Annotated in this window: 14 protein-coding genes; 3 read left to right on the top strand and 11 right to left on the bottom strand. The window is 63.7% G+C overall.

Annotation, left to right across the window (positions count from 1 at the left end):
- Nucleotide 1: 1 nt before the first annotated feature.
- The 10 genes from IWX85_RS15035 to apbC form a co-directional block, all read right to left on the bottom strand.
- Nucleotides 2-1,804 carry an NADH-ubiquinone oxidoreductase-F iron-sulfur binding region domain-containing protein gene (locus tag IWX85_RS15035; protein WP_196870267.1) on the bottom strand — a complete coding sequence of 601 codons (1,803 nt, stop codon included), beginning with the start codon at nt 1,802-1,804 and terminating at the stop codon, nt 2-4.
- 213 nt (nt 1,805-2,017) lie between these two features.
- Complete coding sequence (locus IWX85_RS15030) at nt 2,018-2,728, bottom strand: GntR family transcriptional regulator (RefSeq protein ID WP_196870266.1); 711 nt, start codon at nt 2,726-2,728, stop codon at nt 2,018-2,020.
- Between the two features lie 276 nt (nt 2,729-3,004).
- Complete coding sequence (locus IWX85_RS15025; protein ID WP_196870265.1) at nt 3,005-4,027, bottom strand: YeiH family protein; 1,023 nt, start codon at nt 4,025-4,027, stop codon at nt 3,005-3,007.
- A 19-nt stretch (nt 4,028-4,046) separates the two neighbouring features.
- Nucleotides 4,047-5,042 carry an Ldh family oxidoreductase gene (locus IWX85_RS15020; protein WP_036805564.1) on the bottom strand — a complete coding sequence of 332 codons (996 nt, stop codon included), beginning with the start codon at nt 5,040-5,042 and terminating at the stop codon, nt 4,047-4,049.
- Between the two features lie 5 nt (nt 5,043-5,047).
- Entirely contained in the window at nt 5,048-5,977 is a 930-nt protein-coding gene (locus IWX85_RS15015) for a hydroxyacid dehydrogenase (protein WP_196870264.1), read from the bottom strand.
- 12 nt (nt 5,978-5,989) lie between these two features.
- A complete protein-coding gene (locus tag IWX85_RS15010) occupies nt 5,990-6,970 on the bottom strand; it encodes a tripartite tricarboxylate transporter substrate binding protein (protein ID WP_196870263.1) in 981 nt (326 codons plus the stop codon).
- 151 nt (nt 6,971-7,121) lie between these two features.
- Entirely contained in the window at nt 7,122-8,297 is a 1,176-nt protein-coding gene (locus IWX85_RS15005) for a UxaA family hydrolase (protein WP_036805573.1), read from the bottom strand.
- A 49-nt stretch (nt 8,298-8,346) separates the two neighbouring features.
- On the bottom strand, nt 8,347-8,628 hold the full coding sequence (locus IWX85_RS15000) for a UxaA family hydrolase (RefSeq protein WP_036805583.1): 282 nt from the start codon (nt 8,626-8,628) through the stop codon (nt 8,347-8,349).
- Between the two features lie 301 nt (nt 8,629-8,929).
- Entirely contained in the window at nt 8,930-9,880 is a 951-nt protein-coding gene (locus IWX85_RS14995) for a LysR family transcriptional regulator (protein ID WP_196870262.1), read from the bottom strand.
- 45 nt (nt 9,881-9,925) lie between these two features.
- Nucleotides 9,926-11,017, bottom strand: a complete 1,092-nt coding sequence (gene apbC, locus IWX85_RS14990) for an iron-sulfur cluster carrier protein ApbC (RefSeq protein WP_036805588.1) — start codon at nt 11,015-11,017, stop codon at nt 9,926-9,928.
- A gap of 282 nt (nt 11,018-11,299) precedes the next feature.
- Here apbC and metG point away from each other — a divergent pair, with 282 nt between their 5' ends.
- From metG to IWX85_RS14975, 3 genes are all read left to right on the top strand, one after another.
- Entirely contained in the window at nt 11,300-13,438 is a 2,139-nt protein-coding gene (metG, locus tag IWX85_RS14985; protein ID WP_196870261.1) for a methionine--tRNA ligase, read from the top strand.
- Between the two features lie 31 nt (nt 13,439-13,469).
- On the top strand, nt 13,470-13,700 hold the full coding sequence (locus tag IWX85_RS14980) for a hypothetical protein (RefSeq protein ID WP_081932412.1): 231 nt from the start codon (nt 13,470-13,472) through the stop codon (nt 13,698-13,700).
- A gap of 105 nt (nt 13,701-13,805) precedes the next feature.
- Nucleotides 13,806-15,476 carry a SulP family inorganic anion transporter gene (locus IWX85_RS14975; protein WP_196870260.1) on the top strand — a complete coding sequence of 557 codons (1,671 nt, stop codon included), beginning with the start codon at nt 13,806-13,808 and terminating at the stop codon, nt 15,474-15,476.
- Nucleotides 15,477-15,549: 73 nt separating this feature from the next.
- Here IWX85_RS14975 and IWX85_RS14970 read toward each other — a convergent pair whose 3' ends face one another.
- The gene (locus IWX85_RS14970; RefSeq protein ID WP_196870297.1) at nt 15,550-16,065 is read right to left on the bottom strand and encodes an outer membrane protein assembly factor BamE; all 516 of its coding nucleotides are present in this window, start codon (nt 16,063-16,065) and stop codon (nt 15,550-15,552) included.
- Between the last annotated feature and the right edge of the window lie 71 nt (nt 16,066-16,136).

Raw genomic sequence — 16,136 nt, 5'->3', positions numbered from 1 at the left:
GTCAGGCCACCTCGTGGGCAAAATATTTCTGGACGCAGCGCACCGGATTGGGCGCTGCCTGCCCCAAACCGCAAATCGACGCATCGGTCATCACCACGTTCAGGTCTTCCAGCGTGGCGTGGTCCCAGCGGGACGCTTGCATCAGCTTCGCGGCCTTGGCCGTGCCGACGCGGCACGGTGTGCACTGGCCGCAGCTCTCGTGGGCAAAAAACCGCATCATGTTCAACGCCGCGTTGCGCGCCTTGTCGTGCTGGCCGAGCACGATGACAGCGGCCGAGCCGATGAACCCGCCATGCGGCTGCAGGGTGTCGAAGTCCAGCGGCACATGCGCATGGCTGGCCGGAAAAATCCCGCCCGATGCACCGCCCGGAAGGTAGGCGTAAAGCGTGTGGCCCTCAAGCATGCCGCCGCAGTACTCGTCGATCAGCTGCTGCGCGGTGATGCCGGCCGGCGCCAGCTTGACGCCGGGTTGCTTGACCCGCCCGCTGACGCTGAAGCTGCGCAACCCCTTGCGCCCGTTGCGGCCAAAGCTGCCGAACCAGTCAGCGCCCTTCTCGACGATGTCACGGACCCAGTACAGCGTTTCAAAATTGTGCTGCAGCGTGGGCTGGCCAAACAGGCCTACTTCGGCAATGTAGGGCGGGCGCATGCGCGGCTCGCCGCGTTTGCCTTCAATACTCTCCAACATGGCCGATTCCTCGCCGCAGATGTAGGCGCCCGCGCCGCGCCGCAGTTCAATGTGCGGCAACGCAAATGGCGGGTCGGCCTGCAGTTTGGCGATTTCAGCCTGCAACAGCGCGCGGCAGCCGTGGTATTCGTCGCGCACATAGATGTAGCAGGCCTCGATTCCCACGACCTGCGCGGCCACCAGCATGCCCTCCAGAAAACGGTGCGGGTCGCGCTCCAGGTAGGTGCGGTCCTTGAAGGTGCCGGGCTCTCCCTCGTCGATGTTCACCGCCAGCAGGCGCGGCGCGCTCTGGCCACGCACGATGCGCCACTTGCGCCCGGCCGGAAAACCCGCGCCGCCCAGGCCGCGCAGGCCGGAGTTTTCCATGGCGTGCAGTACGCGCTCGGCCTCCTCCTCCCCATTCACCAGCGACGCGGCCAGCGCATAGCCGCCGCAAGCGCGATAGGTGGCGTAGTCGGTGTGGCCAGAATAGTCGGGGACGCTTTTTTCGGCCCAATCAGACGCTACGAAATTAATAGCTGCTTGCGCTTTTGAATATTGCGCCAGGGGCTTTTTTGATGCTTGAACCACAGCCTCTAGCGTGGCGAACGGCACTGGCGTCTGGTGCACCACCGCCACGGGTGCCTGCTCGCAGCGTCCCAGGCACGGCGCGGCCACCACCCGCACATCCGGCGCGCCCAACAAGGCAGGCAGGTGCGCCAGCAATGCCTGCGCGCCTGCCATCTCGCAGCTCAAGCCGTCGCACACGCGCACTGTCAGGCCAGGCGCCTGTCCATCGCCGTTCGCATCGCCCCTGACGACTTCGAAGTGGTGATAAAACGTCGCCACCTCGTACACCTCGGCCATCGAAAGGTTCATCTCCCTGGCCAGCGCCACCAGGTGCCGTTCGTGCAGGCAGCGGTACGCGTCGTTGAGCAAATGCAGGTATTCGATCAGCAGGTCGCGGCGATGACCCTGCGCCGGGCGGGCCCCAATCAGCGCGCGCACTTGTTCCAGCGATACATGATCGGCCTGTCGACCCTTGAGCTGGCTCTTGCGGCGGATGCGCTCGCGCAACTGGTCCACTGTGGCAATGGTGACGGCCGGGAAGCTGGAAATCTGGAGGGATGGATTCATGCGCTACTTTGTCCCGGAGCAGAAGATGCGTCAAATTGAATCGGTGTATCGGGTGATTCAATGTGTGAATGAGGAATGCGGCTGACTCCGGCTGCGCCTCTCGCCCCTGCGCGCCGACCCCTGCATGGATGGCCCACGCCCTGGCTGACACCGGAACAGAGCCGTCAGTAAGCACCCGGAATCGCGCCTGGACGGTTTGACTGGCGTTTCTTTTCAGGCGGCGTCGCGCATGCGCGAAACATAGTCGACATCGCGCGTGTCGACCACGGAAATCCGGAATTCGGCGGGCTTGCGGTCAAAGGTGTAGGCCACGCGTTCGATGCGCAGCACCGGCATGCCGGCAGGCAGGTCCAGCAACCGGGCGCTGTCAAGGCTGACCAGTTCGGCGCGCACCCGCTCGTCGGCCTCGACGATCGTGATGCCGAAAGCAGACTGGTAAAGCCCGTAAATGGTGGCGGTGCGTTCAGTAAACACGTCTTCGGTCAGGCCGGGAAACATGGCGGCGGCGATGACGATATGGTCATGAATGACGGGCCGGCCCTTGAGCAGCAGCACGTTGTCGATACAAAACACCGACTGGGCGCCATGCAGGCCGAGTGCCTGCGCTTCTTCGCGCGTGGCGCGGGAGCGGGTGAAGGTGTGCAGACGCACCTGCGGGAACTCGCTGACGCCGTCACGTCCGGCAATCTTGAAAAACTGGAACATGAACCGCTCGCGGTCCAGCTTGCCGACAAAGGTGCCGCGTCCCTGCTGGCGCACCAGCACGTGCTCGGCGACCAGTTCATCCACCGCACGCCGCACGGTGCCGATGGACACATTGAAGCGCCGGGCAAGATCGGTTTCATTGGGCAGCGCCGCACCAGGCCCGGCAACGCCAGACTGAATGTCTGCAATCAGCTGTCGCTTGACTTGACGGTAAAGCACGATCAAGGCATCCCGCTTGAAACCATCGCGGACTTGCCACGCAGCGCCAGGGCGGCGACTCTTGCCGCCAGGGCACGGCGATGCGCCCCTGCTCCGGTGCTCATGAAGTCAAAAGAGCGAAGTGCTCTGGGCTGGCTGCTTTTTTATTCACGATAGGCCTTGCTCGCGGGTTGTTGCGCTTCACGCCAACACTGTTTGCGTTCCCCGGCGGGGAACGCATCCTGAGGACTGTGCTGGCCAGGCTGATTGTAAAAGCCATGGTTGTGCCGGCAGTTTTCAGTGCACGCCCAGCTTCAGCAGCCAGATGGCTGCCAGTACAAAAGTGGCGATCACCGCCGTTTCTGTCACCAGCATCACCACGGGCTGCCAGCCGAGCTTCTTCAGGTCTTCAAAGCTGGTCTTCACGCCCGCAGCAGAAATGGCGATGACCAGGCACCAGCGTGAAATGTCGTTGGCGGACGCGACGACGCCCGCCGGCACCCTGCCGGTGCTGGCGACCAGAACCAGTCCCATGAAGCCGATCAGGAAAGTCGGCACCAGCGGCACCTTTTCCCTGACCGTGCCCGGTGCCGTGGCGGCCCCGGCATGCCTGCGGTACGAAAAGGCGATCAGCAACACCACCGGCATCAACAGCACGACGCGAAACAGCTTGACCACGGTGGCCGCATCGCCTGCTTCCTGACCCATCATCATGCCGGCGGCCACCACCTGGGCCACGTCATGGATCGTGCCGCCCAGGAAAATCCCCGACTGCACCGGCGACAGATCGAGCAGGTGCATGAAGAACGGGTACAGCACCATGGCGGTGGTCGACAGCACGGTCACCCCCACCACGGCCAGCAGCGTGAAACGTTCGTTTTCCTTCGTCTGGGGAAGCACGGAAGAAATGGCCATGGCCGCCGAGGCGCCGCAGATGCCGACCGAGCCGCCGGACAGGAGGCCTTCCTCGATGGGGCGCTTGAGCCAGCGCGCCAGCAGCAAGCCGGTACTGACCGTGAGGGCGACGGCCAGCACCAGCACCACGCCCACGCTCATGCCCAGCTGCGAAACCTGGCCCAGTGTGATGCGGATGCCCAGCAGCGCGACGCCAATCCGCAGCACCGTCTTGGCGCAGAAGTTGATGCCGATCCGGGTGCTTTCCTGCAATGACAAGAAATGCAGCGACAGCCCGATCAGCAAGGCATAAAGCAGTTGCGGGCCACCGTAATGTTCCGACAAAAAGGTGGCCGACAACGCAATCACGGCGCAGATCAGCGCGCCAGGGACACACCCCTTGAAGTAGCTTCGGCTCAATTCCATCGGGTTCTTCTGGGTGGTTTCAGATCAGGGCATTGATGGCATCGAGCGTCGCCTGGGGCACGTCGATGCCCGAAGCATTGGCACGGGCCATGAGGTCGAACCGGCGCTGGCCTGGAAGACGCACGCCCTCGTCCACCAGCATGGCCGACAGCAGGGCTTCAATTCGCTCGCTGTAGACGGCAGTGCCGCCCAAGGCGGTCGGATCGATCACGATGAAGGCCTGGCCCAGCCGGGGCTGGTTGCCGTCATCGACAAAAAAGGTGTCGGCCTCGGCGCCGAAGTGTGCGCCGGTCAGCGTGGTCACCAGCAGTTCGACCATCAGGGCCAGCATCGCGCCCTTCACGCCCCCCATCGGCAGCATCGAGCCAGCCAGGCCTTTTTTCGGGTCGGTGGTCGGGTTGCCGTCCGCGTCCAGCGCCCAGCCCAGTGGAATGGATTCGCCTTTTTTGTCCGCCACCATGAGTTTGCCGCGCGCCACCTCGGACAGCGACAGGTCGATGCTGACCGGATGTTTGCCTTCACGCGGGAAGATGGCCGCGATCGGGTTGGTGCCGAAAATCGGACGCTTGCCGCCCGCCGCCGGCATGGCTGCGGGCGAGTTGCCGCAGGCAATGCCAACCATGCCGGCACTGGCCACGGCGTCCAGGTGGTAGGAAGCCATGCCGAAATGGTGGCTGTTGGTGACCGCGGCAATGGCAATGCCGGTTTGCGCCGCACGTGCCATGGCTTCGTCGATGGCCAGGCGGCAGGCGGGAAAGGCAAAACCGTTGCCGGCATCGATCAGCACGGCGCTGGCGCGCTGGTTCTTGACCACCGGCACGGCATCGCCGACCACGCGCCCCGCCTTGAGGTGGCCCACATACATGGTGACGCGCGACAGGCCATGCGACGGCAGGCCGCTGGCTTCGGCCGCCACCAGGGCGAGTGCCGTGGCGCTGGCCTGGTCGGGCGATGCGCCGGCCCGGGTCAGCGCGGCTTGCACCAGGGTATTGAGTTCTTGGTACGAGTGCAGCATGGGGGTCAGGCTTTCAGGGCGCGCGCCACGGCGGCCGCAATCAGGGTGGAAACACGCACATTGGATTCGGCGGTGACGCCCGCCACATGCGGCGTGAGGATGGCATTCGGACAGCCTTCCCAGGCCGTGCCGGCACCCATGGGTTCGGGCTCGAACACGTCGAACGCTGCACCGCCGAGACGGCCTTCGCGCAGGGCGGCGGCCACGGCCGCTTCGTCGGCGATGCCGCCGCGCGACGTGTTGATCACGACGGCGCCGCGCTTCATCTGCGCAATGCGTCCAGCCGACAGCAAGTTGGCTGTTTCAGGCGTCAGAGGGACATGCAGGCTGATCACGTCGGCCTGGGCGATGAGTTGATCCAGTGACACGCAGTGCACACCGGTTTCCTGCCACACCGGGCTGCCTGGCGGCAGCATGGGATCGTGCGCGACCACGCGCATGCCCAGGCTTTGCGCTAGCCGGGCCGTCAGCCGCCCAATGCCGCCGAAGCCGACCAGCCCCAGGCAGGTGCCTGAAATCTCGCGCCCGTTCGACAGCGCCGCACGGGGCCATTGGCCGCTGGCGACCGCCTGGCTGGACAGGTAGACGCCGCGCAGCAACACCATCGCGGTGCCAATCACATATTCGGCGACAGCCAGGGCGTTGGCGCCGGTGGCAGGAATCACTTGCATGCCGCGCGCTTCGCAGGCGGTCACGTCGATGTTGTCCAGACCCACGCCCAGCCGGCCAATGACGCTGGCCTGGGCGCAGGCCGCCAGCAACCCGCCCCGAACCTGGGTGCGGTTGCGCACGATCACGGCATGGGCATCGGGCACCTCGGCCATCAGGCGGGCCGCATCGTCCACCAGCGTGGGGTCGTACACCACATTAAACGCCGCGCGCAACGAGGCGACGGCCGCTTCGTCCATGAACTCGGTGATGACAATTTTTTTCATGGTGGGTACGCCTTAGCCGGCCTGGATGTTGCGGGCCTTGACGATCTCGCGCCAGCGCGCCACGTCTTTCTTGATCAGTTCGCCGAATTCGGCCGGACCCAGGCCGGTGGGCGTGAAGCCCATCGACGTCACGCGGTCCGAGACTTCCCTGGACTTGACCGACCGGATGGCTTCGGCCGAGACCTTGTCAATGATGGCCTTGGGCGTGCCGGCCGGCATCATCAGGCCGGTCCAGTTTTCCAGTTCGACACCGGGCAGGCCGGCTTCGGCAAACGTCGGCACGTCGGGCAGCAGCGGGTGGCGTTTGGCCGAGGTCACGGCCAGTGCGCGCAGCTTGCCGGCTTTCACATAGGTCGAACACTCGGGCAGGTTGGAGACGATGAAATCGAGCTGCGAGCCCAGCAGGTCGTTGAGCGATGGCGCGCCGCCTTTGTACGGAATGTGCGAAACGTCGATCTTGGCGTTCAAGGCCAGCAGCTCGAGGCCCAGGTGAGGCGGTGTGCCGTTGCCGCTGGAGCCGGCATTGAGCCGCTTGGCGCGCGCCTGGACCAGAAAATCAGCCAGCGTCTTGGCAGGGTTGCTTTCATTGACGACCAGTACCAGCGGGCTGGTGGCCAGGTGGGCCACGGGCGCCAGGTTCTTTTCCAGGCTGTAGGGCAGGTTGCTGAACAGCGACTGGTTCACGGCATGGGCCAGCGTGATGGCCAGCCAGGTGTAGCCGTCGGGTGTGGATTTGGCCGCCAGGTCGGCGCCCAGGTTGGCGCTGGCACCGGCGCGGTTGTCCACCAGGATCGATTGCTTGAGCGCCATGCCGGCGTTCAGCGCTATCAGGCGCGCCATCACGTCGGTCAGCCCGCCCGGCGGAAAAGGCACGATGTAGCGAATCGGCTTGGACGGGTAGGCGCCGATGTCCTGCGCCAGAGAAAGGGAGGGAACAAGCGACACGGCCGCAGCCGATGCAATCGCGTGAAGGGCAAAACGCCGTGTGATCATTCGAAACTCCGTAGGTTGGGTTGACGCCATTTCCGGATCGGCCATGCACGGCAGCGCCTTGGCGTTCGCGTGCGCGCTCTCAAGGGATCTGGAAAAAGACAGTGCTGCGGCCGAAGCCGCAGCACGTGAGCGCGGGCAGCGCGCTCCTCGATCAGGCGCTTTCGAACAGGCGGGTCATCACGAATTCGCGGTGGCCCAGCGCCTCGGCCGAAGTGAAGCGGCCGTTGACGGTCTGCATCATCATGTCGAGCAGCGCATCGCCGGCAGCGTCCATGGTTTGTTCGCGCTGCAGCAGGCCCGAGCAGTCCACGTCGATGTGTTCGCTCATCAGGCGCACGGTGCGCGGGTTGGCGCAGATCTTGATGACCGGCACGATGGCATTGCCGATGACGTTGCCCTGGCCGGTGGGAAACAGGTGCACGGCAAAGCCCGAAGCGGCGCACAGCGTGACCATTTCAGCAGCGGCGGACGATGAGTCCATGAACCACAGGCCCGGCTTGTCGGGCATTTCAGCCTTGCCAAGCACGCCATCGACCATGCATTTCTTGCCGATCTTCTGGATGTTGCCCAGCGCCTTTTCCTCGATGGTCGTCAGGCCGCCGGCGATGTTGCCCTTGGTCGGCTGCGAGTCCGACAGGTCGGTGGTGGCGTGGCGCTTGATCATGTCCTGGTAGTCGTCGAACATCTTCATGAAGTCGGTGCGGACCTTTTCGGTGCGGCAGCGCGCGGCCACCAGGTGTTCGCCGCCGGTCAGCTCGGACGTTTCGCCGAAGACCAGCGTGGTGCCCAGGTCGTACAGCTTGTCAAAAGCATTGCCCACCGTCGGGTTGGCGCCGCAGCCCGACGTGGTGTCAGATTCGCCGCACTTGGTCGACACCCACAGGTCGGCAATCGGGCATTCGACGCGGAATTTGCTGGTGGCATGCTGGATCATCTTCTTGGCCGCCTGCGAGGCACGCATGATGGTTTCATGGTCGCCATGGCCTTCGATGCCGAAGCCGACCACCGGTTTGCCCGTGGCGGCAATGCCGTCCACCACCTTTTTGGTCCAGCTGTCCTCAATGCCGATCACCACCACGGCGGCGACGTTCGGGTTCGAACCGGCACCGATGAGCGTGCGGAAATGCAGTTCCAGGTCAGCGCCAAATTGCAGGCGGCCATAGGGATGCGGAATCGCCATGGTGCCCTTGACCGCGTGGGCAACGGCTTCGGCTGCGGCGTTGGACAGGTCGTCCAGCGGCAGGATGATGACGTGGTTGCGCACGCCGACGCGGCCGTTTTCGCGGCGGTAGCCCCAGAAAGTCGTGTTTTTGTCGATGATGGACATGAGAGAAAACCTTGAATGGAATGGAATGGGCAGACGGGCAGCGGCGGGCTTACCAGCGCTTGGTCTTGATGTTGTGTACGTGGGCGTGGTCGCCGGTGGCAATTGCTGCGACCACCTTGCCGATGTCGGTGCCGTATTTCATGACGGTGTCGCCTTCCGCCATGTCCTTGACCGCCACCTTGTGGCCGATCGGAATGGCCGCATTGGCCTTGATGGTGATGGTGCGGTCGTCGTCAAGGATCAGGGCAGTCATGTCCTGGCCGGCCTGGATGCCTTCGACAACAACGACAGCGACGCTGTCTTTTTCTTCGTGCAATACGCAATGGATCACTGAAATTCTCCTTGGGTGGATGAGCAACCGAGGGGCCGGGCCCCGTGAATCTAAAAAGTCGCGACAGCATTTGTCTGCCGTATAAATATAGATCATCTATATGACTTGATAGATAGGGTTTTCCCCATGACAGGTATCAAAATGCATTTTTTCCTTTGTCGCCGAGCCCAGCGCCGCGTCGGGTTGGGGGTGCATATTCGCGGCTTTATCGCCATGAAGAGGCGGTTTCGCCAGCAGCTGCGCGCAATTTGCAGGTGTGCGCGTTGTTCAACGGTAAGCGCGGGCAGCCTGCGCCGGCGCTTCAGGGCTTGAGCGATCCGCTGTGCTGTGCTGCATGCTGCAGCCATTGCGCGTCTTGCGCCAGGACAAGCGCCGCCTCGAGCGCAGGCGGCGCACGGGTTGCAGCCAGATGAAGGAAGCCCACCGGGGTGCGCATTTCGGGCTGCACCAGAGGCAACGCTTCGAGTTCACCCTGACTTCGCACGGCACCGACCAGCGCGCCAGGCAACACGCTGCACATGTCGCCGGCCAGCACACTCAGGGCCAGCGTCAGCACCGAATTGGTTTCCATCACCGGCTGAACCGCCACCCCTACCTGCTTAAAAGCGTGGTCGACGGTGCTGCGGTTGTGCATGTCCGGCGTCAGCAGGCACAGCGGCAGCTTCGCGGCGTCAGCCCAGGCCATCTCGGCACCCAGACGCAGTTCACCGTGCTGGGAGCGGGCTGGTTTGTCGAGACGGCGCACCAGGAAATATTGTTCGGTGTACTGCGGCAGCACCGCAAAGGGGCCGCCTTTTTTCAGCCGTTCGGTAAAGCCCAGCGCCAGGTCCAGCGTCAGGTTCTCCAGCCCCTCCTCGATCTGTTGAGAGCTCAGCGCGCGTACCACCGGGGCAATGCCCGGATGTGCAGCCTGCAGCATGGCAGCAAAACGCGCGGCCACCGGCACGGCGGTGGGCACCACGCCCAGTTGCAGACGGCCCCGGGGCTGGCCGGCGCGGCTGGCCAGTTCTTGCTGCAGCAGGGCATGCTCGCGCAGCATGCGCCGGGCGCTGACCAGCACGCACTCGCCTTCCGGCGTCAGGCCGGCGTAGCTGCGGGCGCGCTTGACGATGGGCGTGCCGAACTCCTTTTCCAGCGCCCGCAATGCATTGGACAGCGCTGGCTGGGTGATGTGGCAGGCCTGGGCGGCCCGTGCGAAATGCCGGTGCTCGTTCAGCGCCACAAGGTAGCGCAGGGAGGTCAGCAGGTTCATCCGGTATGCCGCAAAAGTGAGCCGGGTGCCTGCCGCAGGCCGGGTTCAGGTGTTCTTGCTGATGGTGATGGTCGGGAACCTGGCCGAGAAGTCCTTGGCCTTGGCTGCCACCGTGATGGCCACCTTGCGCGCCACGGCCTTGTAGATGCCGGCCACCTCGCCGTCGGGGTCGGCGACCACGGTCGGCATGCCGCTGTCGGCCTGCAGGCGGATCTTGATGTCCAGCGGCAGCGCGCCCAGGTAGTCCATCTGGTAGTCGGCGGCCATTTTCCGGCCGCCGCCTTCGCCGAAGATGTGCTCCGCATGGCCGCACTGGCTGCAGATGTGCACCGCCATGTTCTCGACAATCCCCAGGATCGGCACGCCGACCTTCTCGAACATCTTGATGCCCTTCTTGGCGTCAAGCAGGGCTATGTCCTGCGGCGTGGTGACGATGACCGCGCCGGTCATGGGCACGCGTTGGCTCAGGGTGAGCTGGATGTCGCCGGTGCCGGGCGGCATGTCAACGATCAAATAATCCAGGTCTTTCCAGTTGGTCTGGCGCAGCAGCTGCTCCAGCGCCTGCGTCGCCATGGGGCCACGCCAGATCATGGCTTCGTCCTGCGCCACCAGGAAGCCGATGGACATGACCTGCAGGCCGTAGTTTTCCATCGGTTCCATGTTCTTGCCGTCGATGCTCTCGGGCCGGCCTTCGATGCCCATCATCATCGGCACGCTCGGGCCGTAGATGTCGGCGTCCAGCAGGCCGACGCTGGCGCCCTCGGCGGCCAGCGCCAGGGCCAGGTTGACGGCGGTGGTGCTTTTGCCGACGCCGCCCTTGCCCGACGCCACGGCAATGATGTTCTTCACATTCGGCAGCAACTGCACGCCGCGCTGCACGCTGTGGCTGGCGATCTTCACAGTGACGTTGACCGACACGTTGCCCACGCCGGCAACGCTGCGGGCGGCCTCGATCAGGCGCTTGCGCAGGCCGGCGATCTGGCTCTTGGCCGGGTAGCCGAGTTCGACTTCGAATGACACGTCGTTGCCGCTGACCTGCAGGTTTTTCAGCGCCTTGGTGGAGACAAAATCCTTGCCGGTGTTGGGGTCGAGCACGGTTTGCAGCGCGTTCAAAATTGCCTGTTGTTCTACAGCCATCGGGGAAATCTCCATGTGATTGGGACAAGGCAGGCCGCTGCTTTTTCAGGAAAGCCTGCGGGTTGCCGGGGGTTGAGAAGGAGTCTAACGCCGCCGCGCCGGCCAGCGTTCACTGGGGGCATGCAGTTTGCTATATTTTTAATAGCTACTTAAGCTTATGCAGCATGCGCCAGAGGCTTATTTGGCTTGTAAAACATCTGGGGCTGGCGATGTGAATGTCCGTCAGGCCGGGACCGCCCCTTAAAATCGAAAGTCAGCCCTCCACCGCCAAAAGCCCATCCTATGACCCAGCGCCGCCTGTTTGTTACCACCGCCCTGCCCTACGCCAACGGCAATTTCCACATCGGCCACATCATGGAATACATCCAGGCCGACATCTGGGTGCGTTTCCAGCGCATGCAGGGCCATGCGGTCAACTTCGTCGGCGCCGACGATGCCCACGGCGCGCCCATCATGATCGCCGCCGAAAAGGCCGGCAAGACGCCGCAGCAGTTCGTGGCCGACATCGCCGCCGGCCGCAAGCCCTACCTGGACGGCTTTCACATCGCCTTTGACAACTGGAGCTCGACCGATTCGCCGGAAAACCACGAGCTGGCCCGGCAGATCTACCGCGACCTGCGGGACAACCCGCAAGGCTCGCTGATCGAGACCAAGACCGTCGAGCAGTTCTTTGACCCTGAAAAGAACATGTTCCTGCCCGACCGCTTCATCAAGGGCGAATGCCCCAAATGCCACAGCAAGGACCAGTACGGCGACAACTGCGAGGTCTGCGGCGCGGTGTATGCGCCGACCGACCTGATCAACCCGTATTCGGCGCTGTCGGGCGCGGTGCCGATGCTCAAGAGCTCGGAGCATTTTTTCTTCAAGCTGTCGGATGCACGCTGCGTGGAATTCCTGGAAGGCTGGACGCAGGACGGCAAGCTGCAGCCTGAAGTCGCCAACAAGGTCAAGGAATGGTTTTCAGTGCGCACCAACCCGGACGGCACGCAAAGCGAAGGCCTGGGCGACTGGGACATTTCCAGGGACGCACCCTATTTCGGCATCGAGATTCCGGACGCACCGGGCAAGTATTTTTATGTCTGGCTCGATGCGCCCATCGGCTACCTGGCATCGCTGAAAGATTTGCTGACGAAACGTGGCGAGAGCTATGACGACTACATGGCCGACCCACGTCTGGAGCAGTACCACTTCATCGGCAAGGACATCGTCACCTTCCACACGCTGTTCTGGCCGGCCATGCTGAAGTTCAGCGGCCGCAAGACGCCGGACAACATCTTCGTCCACGGCTTTCTGACGGTGAACAACGGCGAAAAGATGAGCAAGAGCCGGGGCACCGGCCTGGACCCGCTCAAGTACCTGAGCCTGGGCATGAACCCGGAATGGCTGCGCTACTACCTGGCCGCCAAGCTCAATGCGAAGAATGAAGACATCGACTTTAATGCCGACGACTTCATGGCGCGGGTGAACAGCGACTTGATCGGGAAGTTTGTGAATATTGCTTCGCGTGCGGCGAACTTCATCTCAAAATATTTTGATGGTCAACTTAAGTTTGATGGTGACACCAACGCGTTGATTGACGGCGCTGCTGGCTCGGCATTCTTGGTGAAAGAGGCTTACGAAAATCGTGAATACAGCAAGGCGCTGCGCGACATCATGACAATTGCCGATGGTGTGAATGCAGCATTCGATGCTGCCAAGCCCTGGATTTTGGCCAAAGATGAAACAAAACGGGCAGAACTACAGGACATTTGTTCGCGCGCGCTTCACGGGTTCAAACTACTGTCCGTTTTATTGGCACCAGTTCTACCGGGACTGACGGAACGCGTCGCACACGAGTTATTCAAGCTGAATCGGTCGTTCGACTGGAAGGACGCAACATCATTACCTACGGAAATCGCTTCTTATCAGCACCTGATGCAACGTGTCGATATCAAGCAGCTTGATGCACTGTTTGAGCCTCCAGCGCAGGACACACCGGCGCAAGCAGCTATTGAAACCGTAGCATCTGTCAACGGGGAACTCTCACCCCAACCCTCTCCCGAAGGGAGAGGGAGTCAACCGGGCGGCGAGGCCATCGCGCCTGCCATCACCATCGACGACTTTGCAAAAGTCGATCTGCGCATCGCCAGAATCGTGAACTGCGAAGCGGTGCCCGGCTCGGTCAAGCTGCTGCGCCTGACGCTGGACGCGGGCGAAGGCCGGCTGCGCAATGTCTTCAGCGGCATTGCATCAAACTACAAGCCTGAAGACCTGATTGGCAAACACACCGTGCTGGTCGCCAACCTGGCGCCGCGAAAAATGAAGTTCGGCATCAGCGAAGGCATGGTGCTGGCTGCCAGCCATGCCGACGAAAAAACCCAGCCCGGCATTTATGTGCTTGAGCCGCTGCCGGGCGCGACGCCGGGCATGCGGATTCATTGACCCGGTCAAGACCGCCCCACGGAGCCCGGCCATGACCGCATTGCCTCACTTTCGCGCACGCGGCCTGGCCGCGGCGGCGCTCATCGGCCTGTCGGCGTTTACCCTGCCGGGTTGCGCCGTGGTCGCCGTCGTCGATACCGTGGCCTCGGTGGCGGTGGGCACCGTCGGACTGGCGGCCAGCGCGGTCATTGGCACGGCGCGCATCGCCGGATCGGCGATCGGCGCCACGGCCGACGCCGTGCTGCCCGGCCCGGCCAAATAACCAGGTTTCCCGCCGTGTCAGGGTGCCGACGGGCGCCAGCCGGGCCGCGTTTTTGTATCAACTGGTTCTCGCTTCAAAGCGGGCTCAAGCGCACAATCCTGGCGCATGCACCTGCCCATTCAATTCGCCCGGTTTCGCCCGCGCCTGCTGCTGTCGATGGCCGGCTACAACCGCGAACGGTTCTTCAAGGATGCGGGCGCCGGCCTGACGGTCGGCATCGTCGCGCTGCCGCTGGCCATGGCCTTTGCGATTGCGTCCGGGCTCAAGCCCGAAGCGGGCATCTGGACGGCGATCATCGCCGGCGCCATCATCGCCTCGCTGGGCGGCTCGGCGGTGCAGATCGGCGGCCCGGCCGGCGCGTTCATTGTCATCGTCTACGGCATCATCGAGCGCTACGGCCTGGCCAACCTGCTGATCTCCACCACCTGCGCCGGGGTGCTGCTGTTTTTGCTCGGGTTCTTCAAGCTCGGCACGCTGGTGCGCTATGTGCCGGTCAGCATCGTGGTGGGCTTCACCAACGGCATCGCGGTGCTGATTGCGCTGTCGCAGGTCAAGGACCTGCTCGGGTTGGAGATAGGCAAGATGCCGGCGGATTTTTTCTCGCAGATCAAGGCGATTGCCCAGAACATCGGCTCGCTGAACCTGTATGCGCTGGGCCTGGGGCTGGCCTGCCTGATCGGCCTGCTGGTCTGGCCGCGCCTGTTTGACACGCAAACGCGCTATGCCCACGCCTTTACCAACCGGCTGATACGGCTTATCCAGGCCGGCGAGGGCCTGCAGCTCAAGCGCGCCACCCGGCTGGCCTCGCGCCTGCCGGGGCCGATCGTGGCGCTGCTCACGCTGACGGCGCTGGCCTATGCCTTAAGCCTGCCGGTGGAAACCATCGGCAGCCGCTTTGGCGGGATTCCGCGCGCCTTGCCCGGTTTTGAATTTCCTGACTTCTCCTGGGCGACGGTGCGGCTGCTGGTGGCACCGACGGTCACGATTGCGCTGCTGGGTGCGGTCGAGTCGCTGCTGTGCGCGCGCGTGGCCGACCAGATCTCGGGCTTGCCGCGCCACGACCCGAACCAGGAACTGATGGCCCAGGGCGTGGCCAATTTCGTCGTGCCCTTCTTCGGCGGCATGCCGGCCACCGGCACGATTGCCCGCACCGTGACCAATGTGCGGGCCGGCGCCACCTCGCCCATCTCCGGGCTGGTGCATTGCCTGACGCTGGTGGCAGTGGTGCTGGTGGCCGCGCCGCTGGCCGTGCATGTCCCGCTGCCGGTGCTCGCCGGCATCTTGCTGTACGTCGCCTGGAACATGGGCGAATGGCATGAATTTGCCGAACTCAGGCGCGCCAGCAACCACTACCGGCTGATCATGCTGGGCACGTTCTTCCTGACGGTGGTGTTTGACCTGACGGTGGCGCTGCAGGTCGGCCTGCTGCTGGCCTGCGTGCTGTTCGTGCGGCGCATGAGTTCCCTGTTCCAGGTGGTCGAGGTGTCGCGCAGCGACGAAGAAGCCAGCTTTCGCCTGTACGGCTCGCTTTTTTTTGGCGCCGTGGCCAAGATCGATCCGGTCCTGAATGTCGTGGAAAGCGCTCCGCAGGGCATGACCATCCGTCTGGACGTGCAGTCGCTGCAGGTGCTTGATGCTTCGGGCCTGGATGTGCTGGAGCAACTGCAAAAAGCCATCGCCTCGCGCGGCGGCCGGCTGGTGCTGGCCGGGCTCAATGCCCAGCCCCGGGAAGTCATGGAACGCTCGGGCTTCCTGGCACACGTCGAAACGCTATGAAATAAATAGCATCCAAAGCACGCCAGACAAGCGGAAACGGCTTGTTTTCCTTAAAGAAACACCGGACAGGCGCTCAGCGGCCCTTGGGGTTGACGCTGTCCTCCTCGACCGACTGCGTGCGGACCACGCGCAGGTCCGGGTCGAACACCACGCTGAAAATCATGGCGGTGCTGGGCGGGTTCAGGTAGCGCCAGTCGTAATGCGTTTCGCGCTGGAGGGCATAGGGCGTGACCTTCATCGGCTTGCCCAGCATCTTGCGCACCGTCTCCATCGGCATGCCGGGCAGCACCCGGGCAAAGTTTTGCGGCGTGAGCACCTGGCGCAGCGCGGTCATCCGGCCATCGGGGCCGATGGTGACCAGGTAGTTGACCTGGCCGGCAGGCTGGCGGTTGTATTCGAGCGTGCGGGCGCCGGGCTCGGCGGCCGCGCCCGGCATCGGCAGCGACGCCATGTCGCCCGCCTCCCAGATTTTCTCGGGAACCCCAAAGCGCGCCCGGACATCGGCTTCGGTGGCCACGCCTTCTTCCAGCTCCTGGATACGCGCCTGGTCGCAGCCGGCCAGGCCCAGGATGAACGACAGCAAGCCCATACACAACACCGCCCTTTTTGTGGTTATTGGCAAACCCGCAGGGAAACGGGCAGTTTCGGCCACGACGGGCC

The sequence above is a fragment of the Polaromonas sp. CG_9.11 genome (genome assembly GCF_015752225.1).
Taxonomy (GTDB): domain Bacteria; phylum Pseudomonadota; class Gammaproteobacteria; order Burkholderiales; family Burkholderiaceae_C; genus Polaromonas.
Note: the sequence above shows the minus strand (reverse complement) of the source record. Positions and strands in the feature narration are given on the sequence as shown.

Coding starts and splice junctions, on each gene's coding strand:
- IWX85_RS15035 (WP_196870267.1), bottom strand. CDS start 1,804: ATGAATCCATCCCTCCAGATTTCCAGCTTCCCGGCCGTCACCATTGCC.
- IWX85_RS15025 (WP_196870265.1), bottom strand. CDS start 4,027: ATGGAATTGAGCCGAAGCTACTTCAAGGGGTGTGTCCCTGGCGCGCTG.
- IWX85_RS15020 (WP_036805564.1), bottom strand. CDS start 5,042: ATGCTGCACTCGTACCAAGAACTCAATACCCTGGTGCAAGCCGCGCTG.
- IWX85_RS15015 (WP_196870264.1), bottom strand. CDS start 5,977: ATGAAAAAAATTGTCATCACCGAGTTCATGGACGAAGCGGCCGTCGCC.
- IWX85_RS15010 (WP_196870263.1), bottom strand. CDS start 6,970: ATGATCACACGGCGTTTTGCCCTTCACGCGATTGCATCGGCTGCGGCC.
- IWX85_RS15005 (WP_036805573.1), bottom strand. CDS start 8,297: ATGTCCATCATCGACAAAAACACGACTTTCTGGGGCTACCGCCGCGAA.
- IWX85_RS14995 (WP_196870262.1), bottom strand. CDS start 9,880: ATGAACCTGCTGACCTCCCTGCGCTACCTTGTGGCGCTGAACGAGCAC.
- apbC (WP_036805588.1), bottom strand. CDS start 11,017: ATGGCTGTAGAACAACAGGCAATTTTGAACGCGCTGCAAACCGTGCTC.
- metG (WP_196870261.1), top strand. CDS start 11,300: ATGACCCAGCGCCGCCTGTTTGTTACCACCGCCCTGCCCTACGCCAAC.
- IWX85_RS14980 (WP_081932412.1), top strand. CDS start 13,470: ATGACCGCATTGCCTCACTTTCGCGCACGCGGCCTGGCCGCGGCGGCG.
- IWX85_RS14975 (WP_196870260.1), top strand. CDS start 13,806: ATGCACCTGCCCATTCAATTCGCCCGGTTTCGCCCGCGCCTGCTGCTG.
- IWX85_RS14970 (WP_196870297.1), bottom strand. CDS start 16,065: ATGGGCTTGCTGTCGTTCATCCTGGGCCTGGCCGGCTGCGACCAGGCG.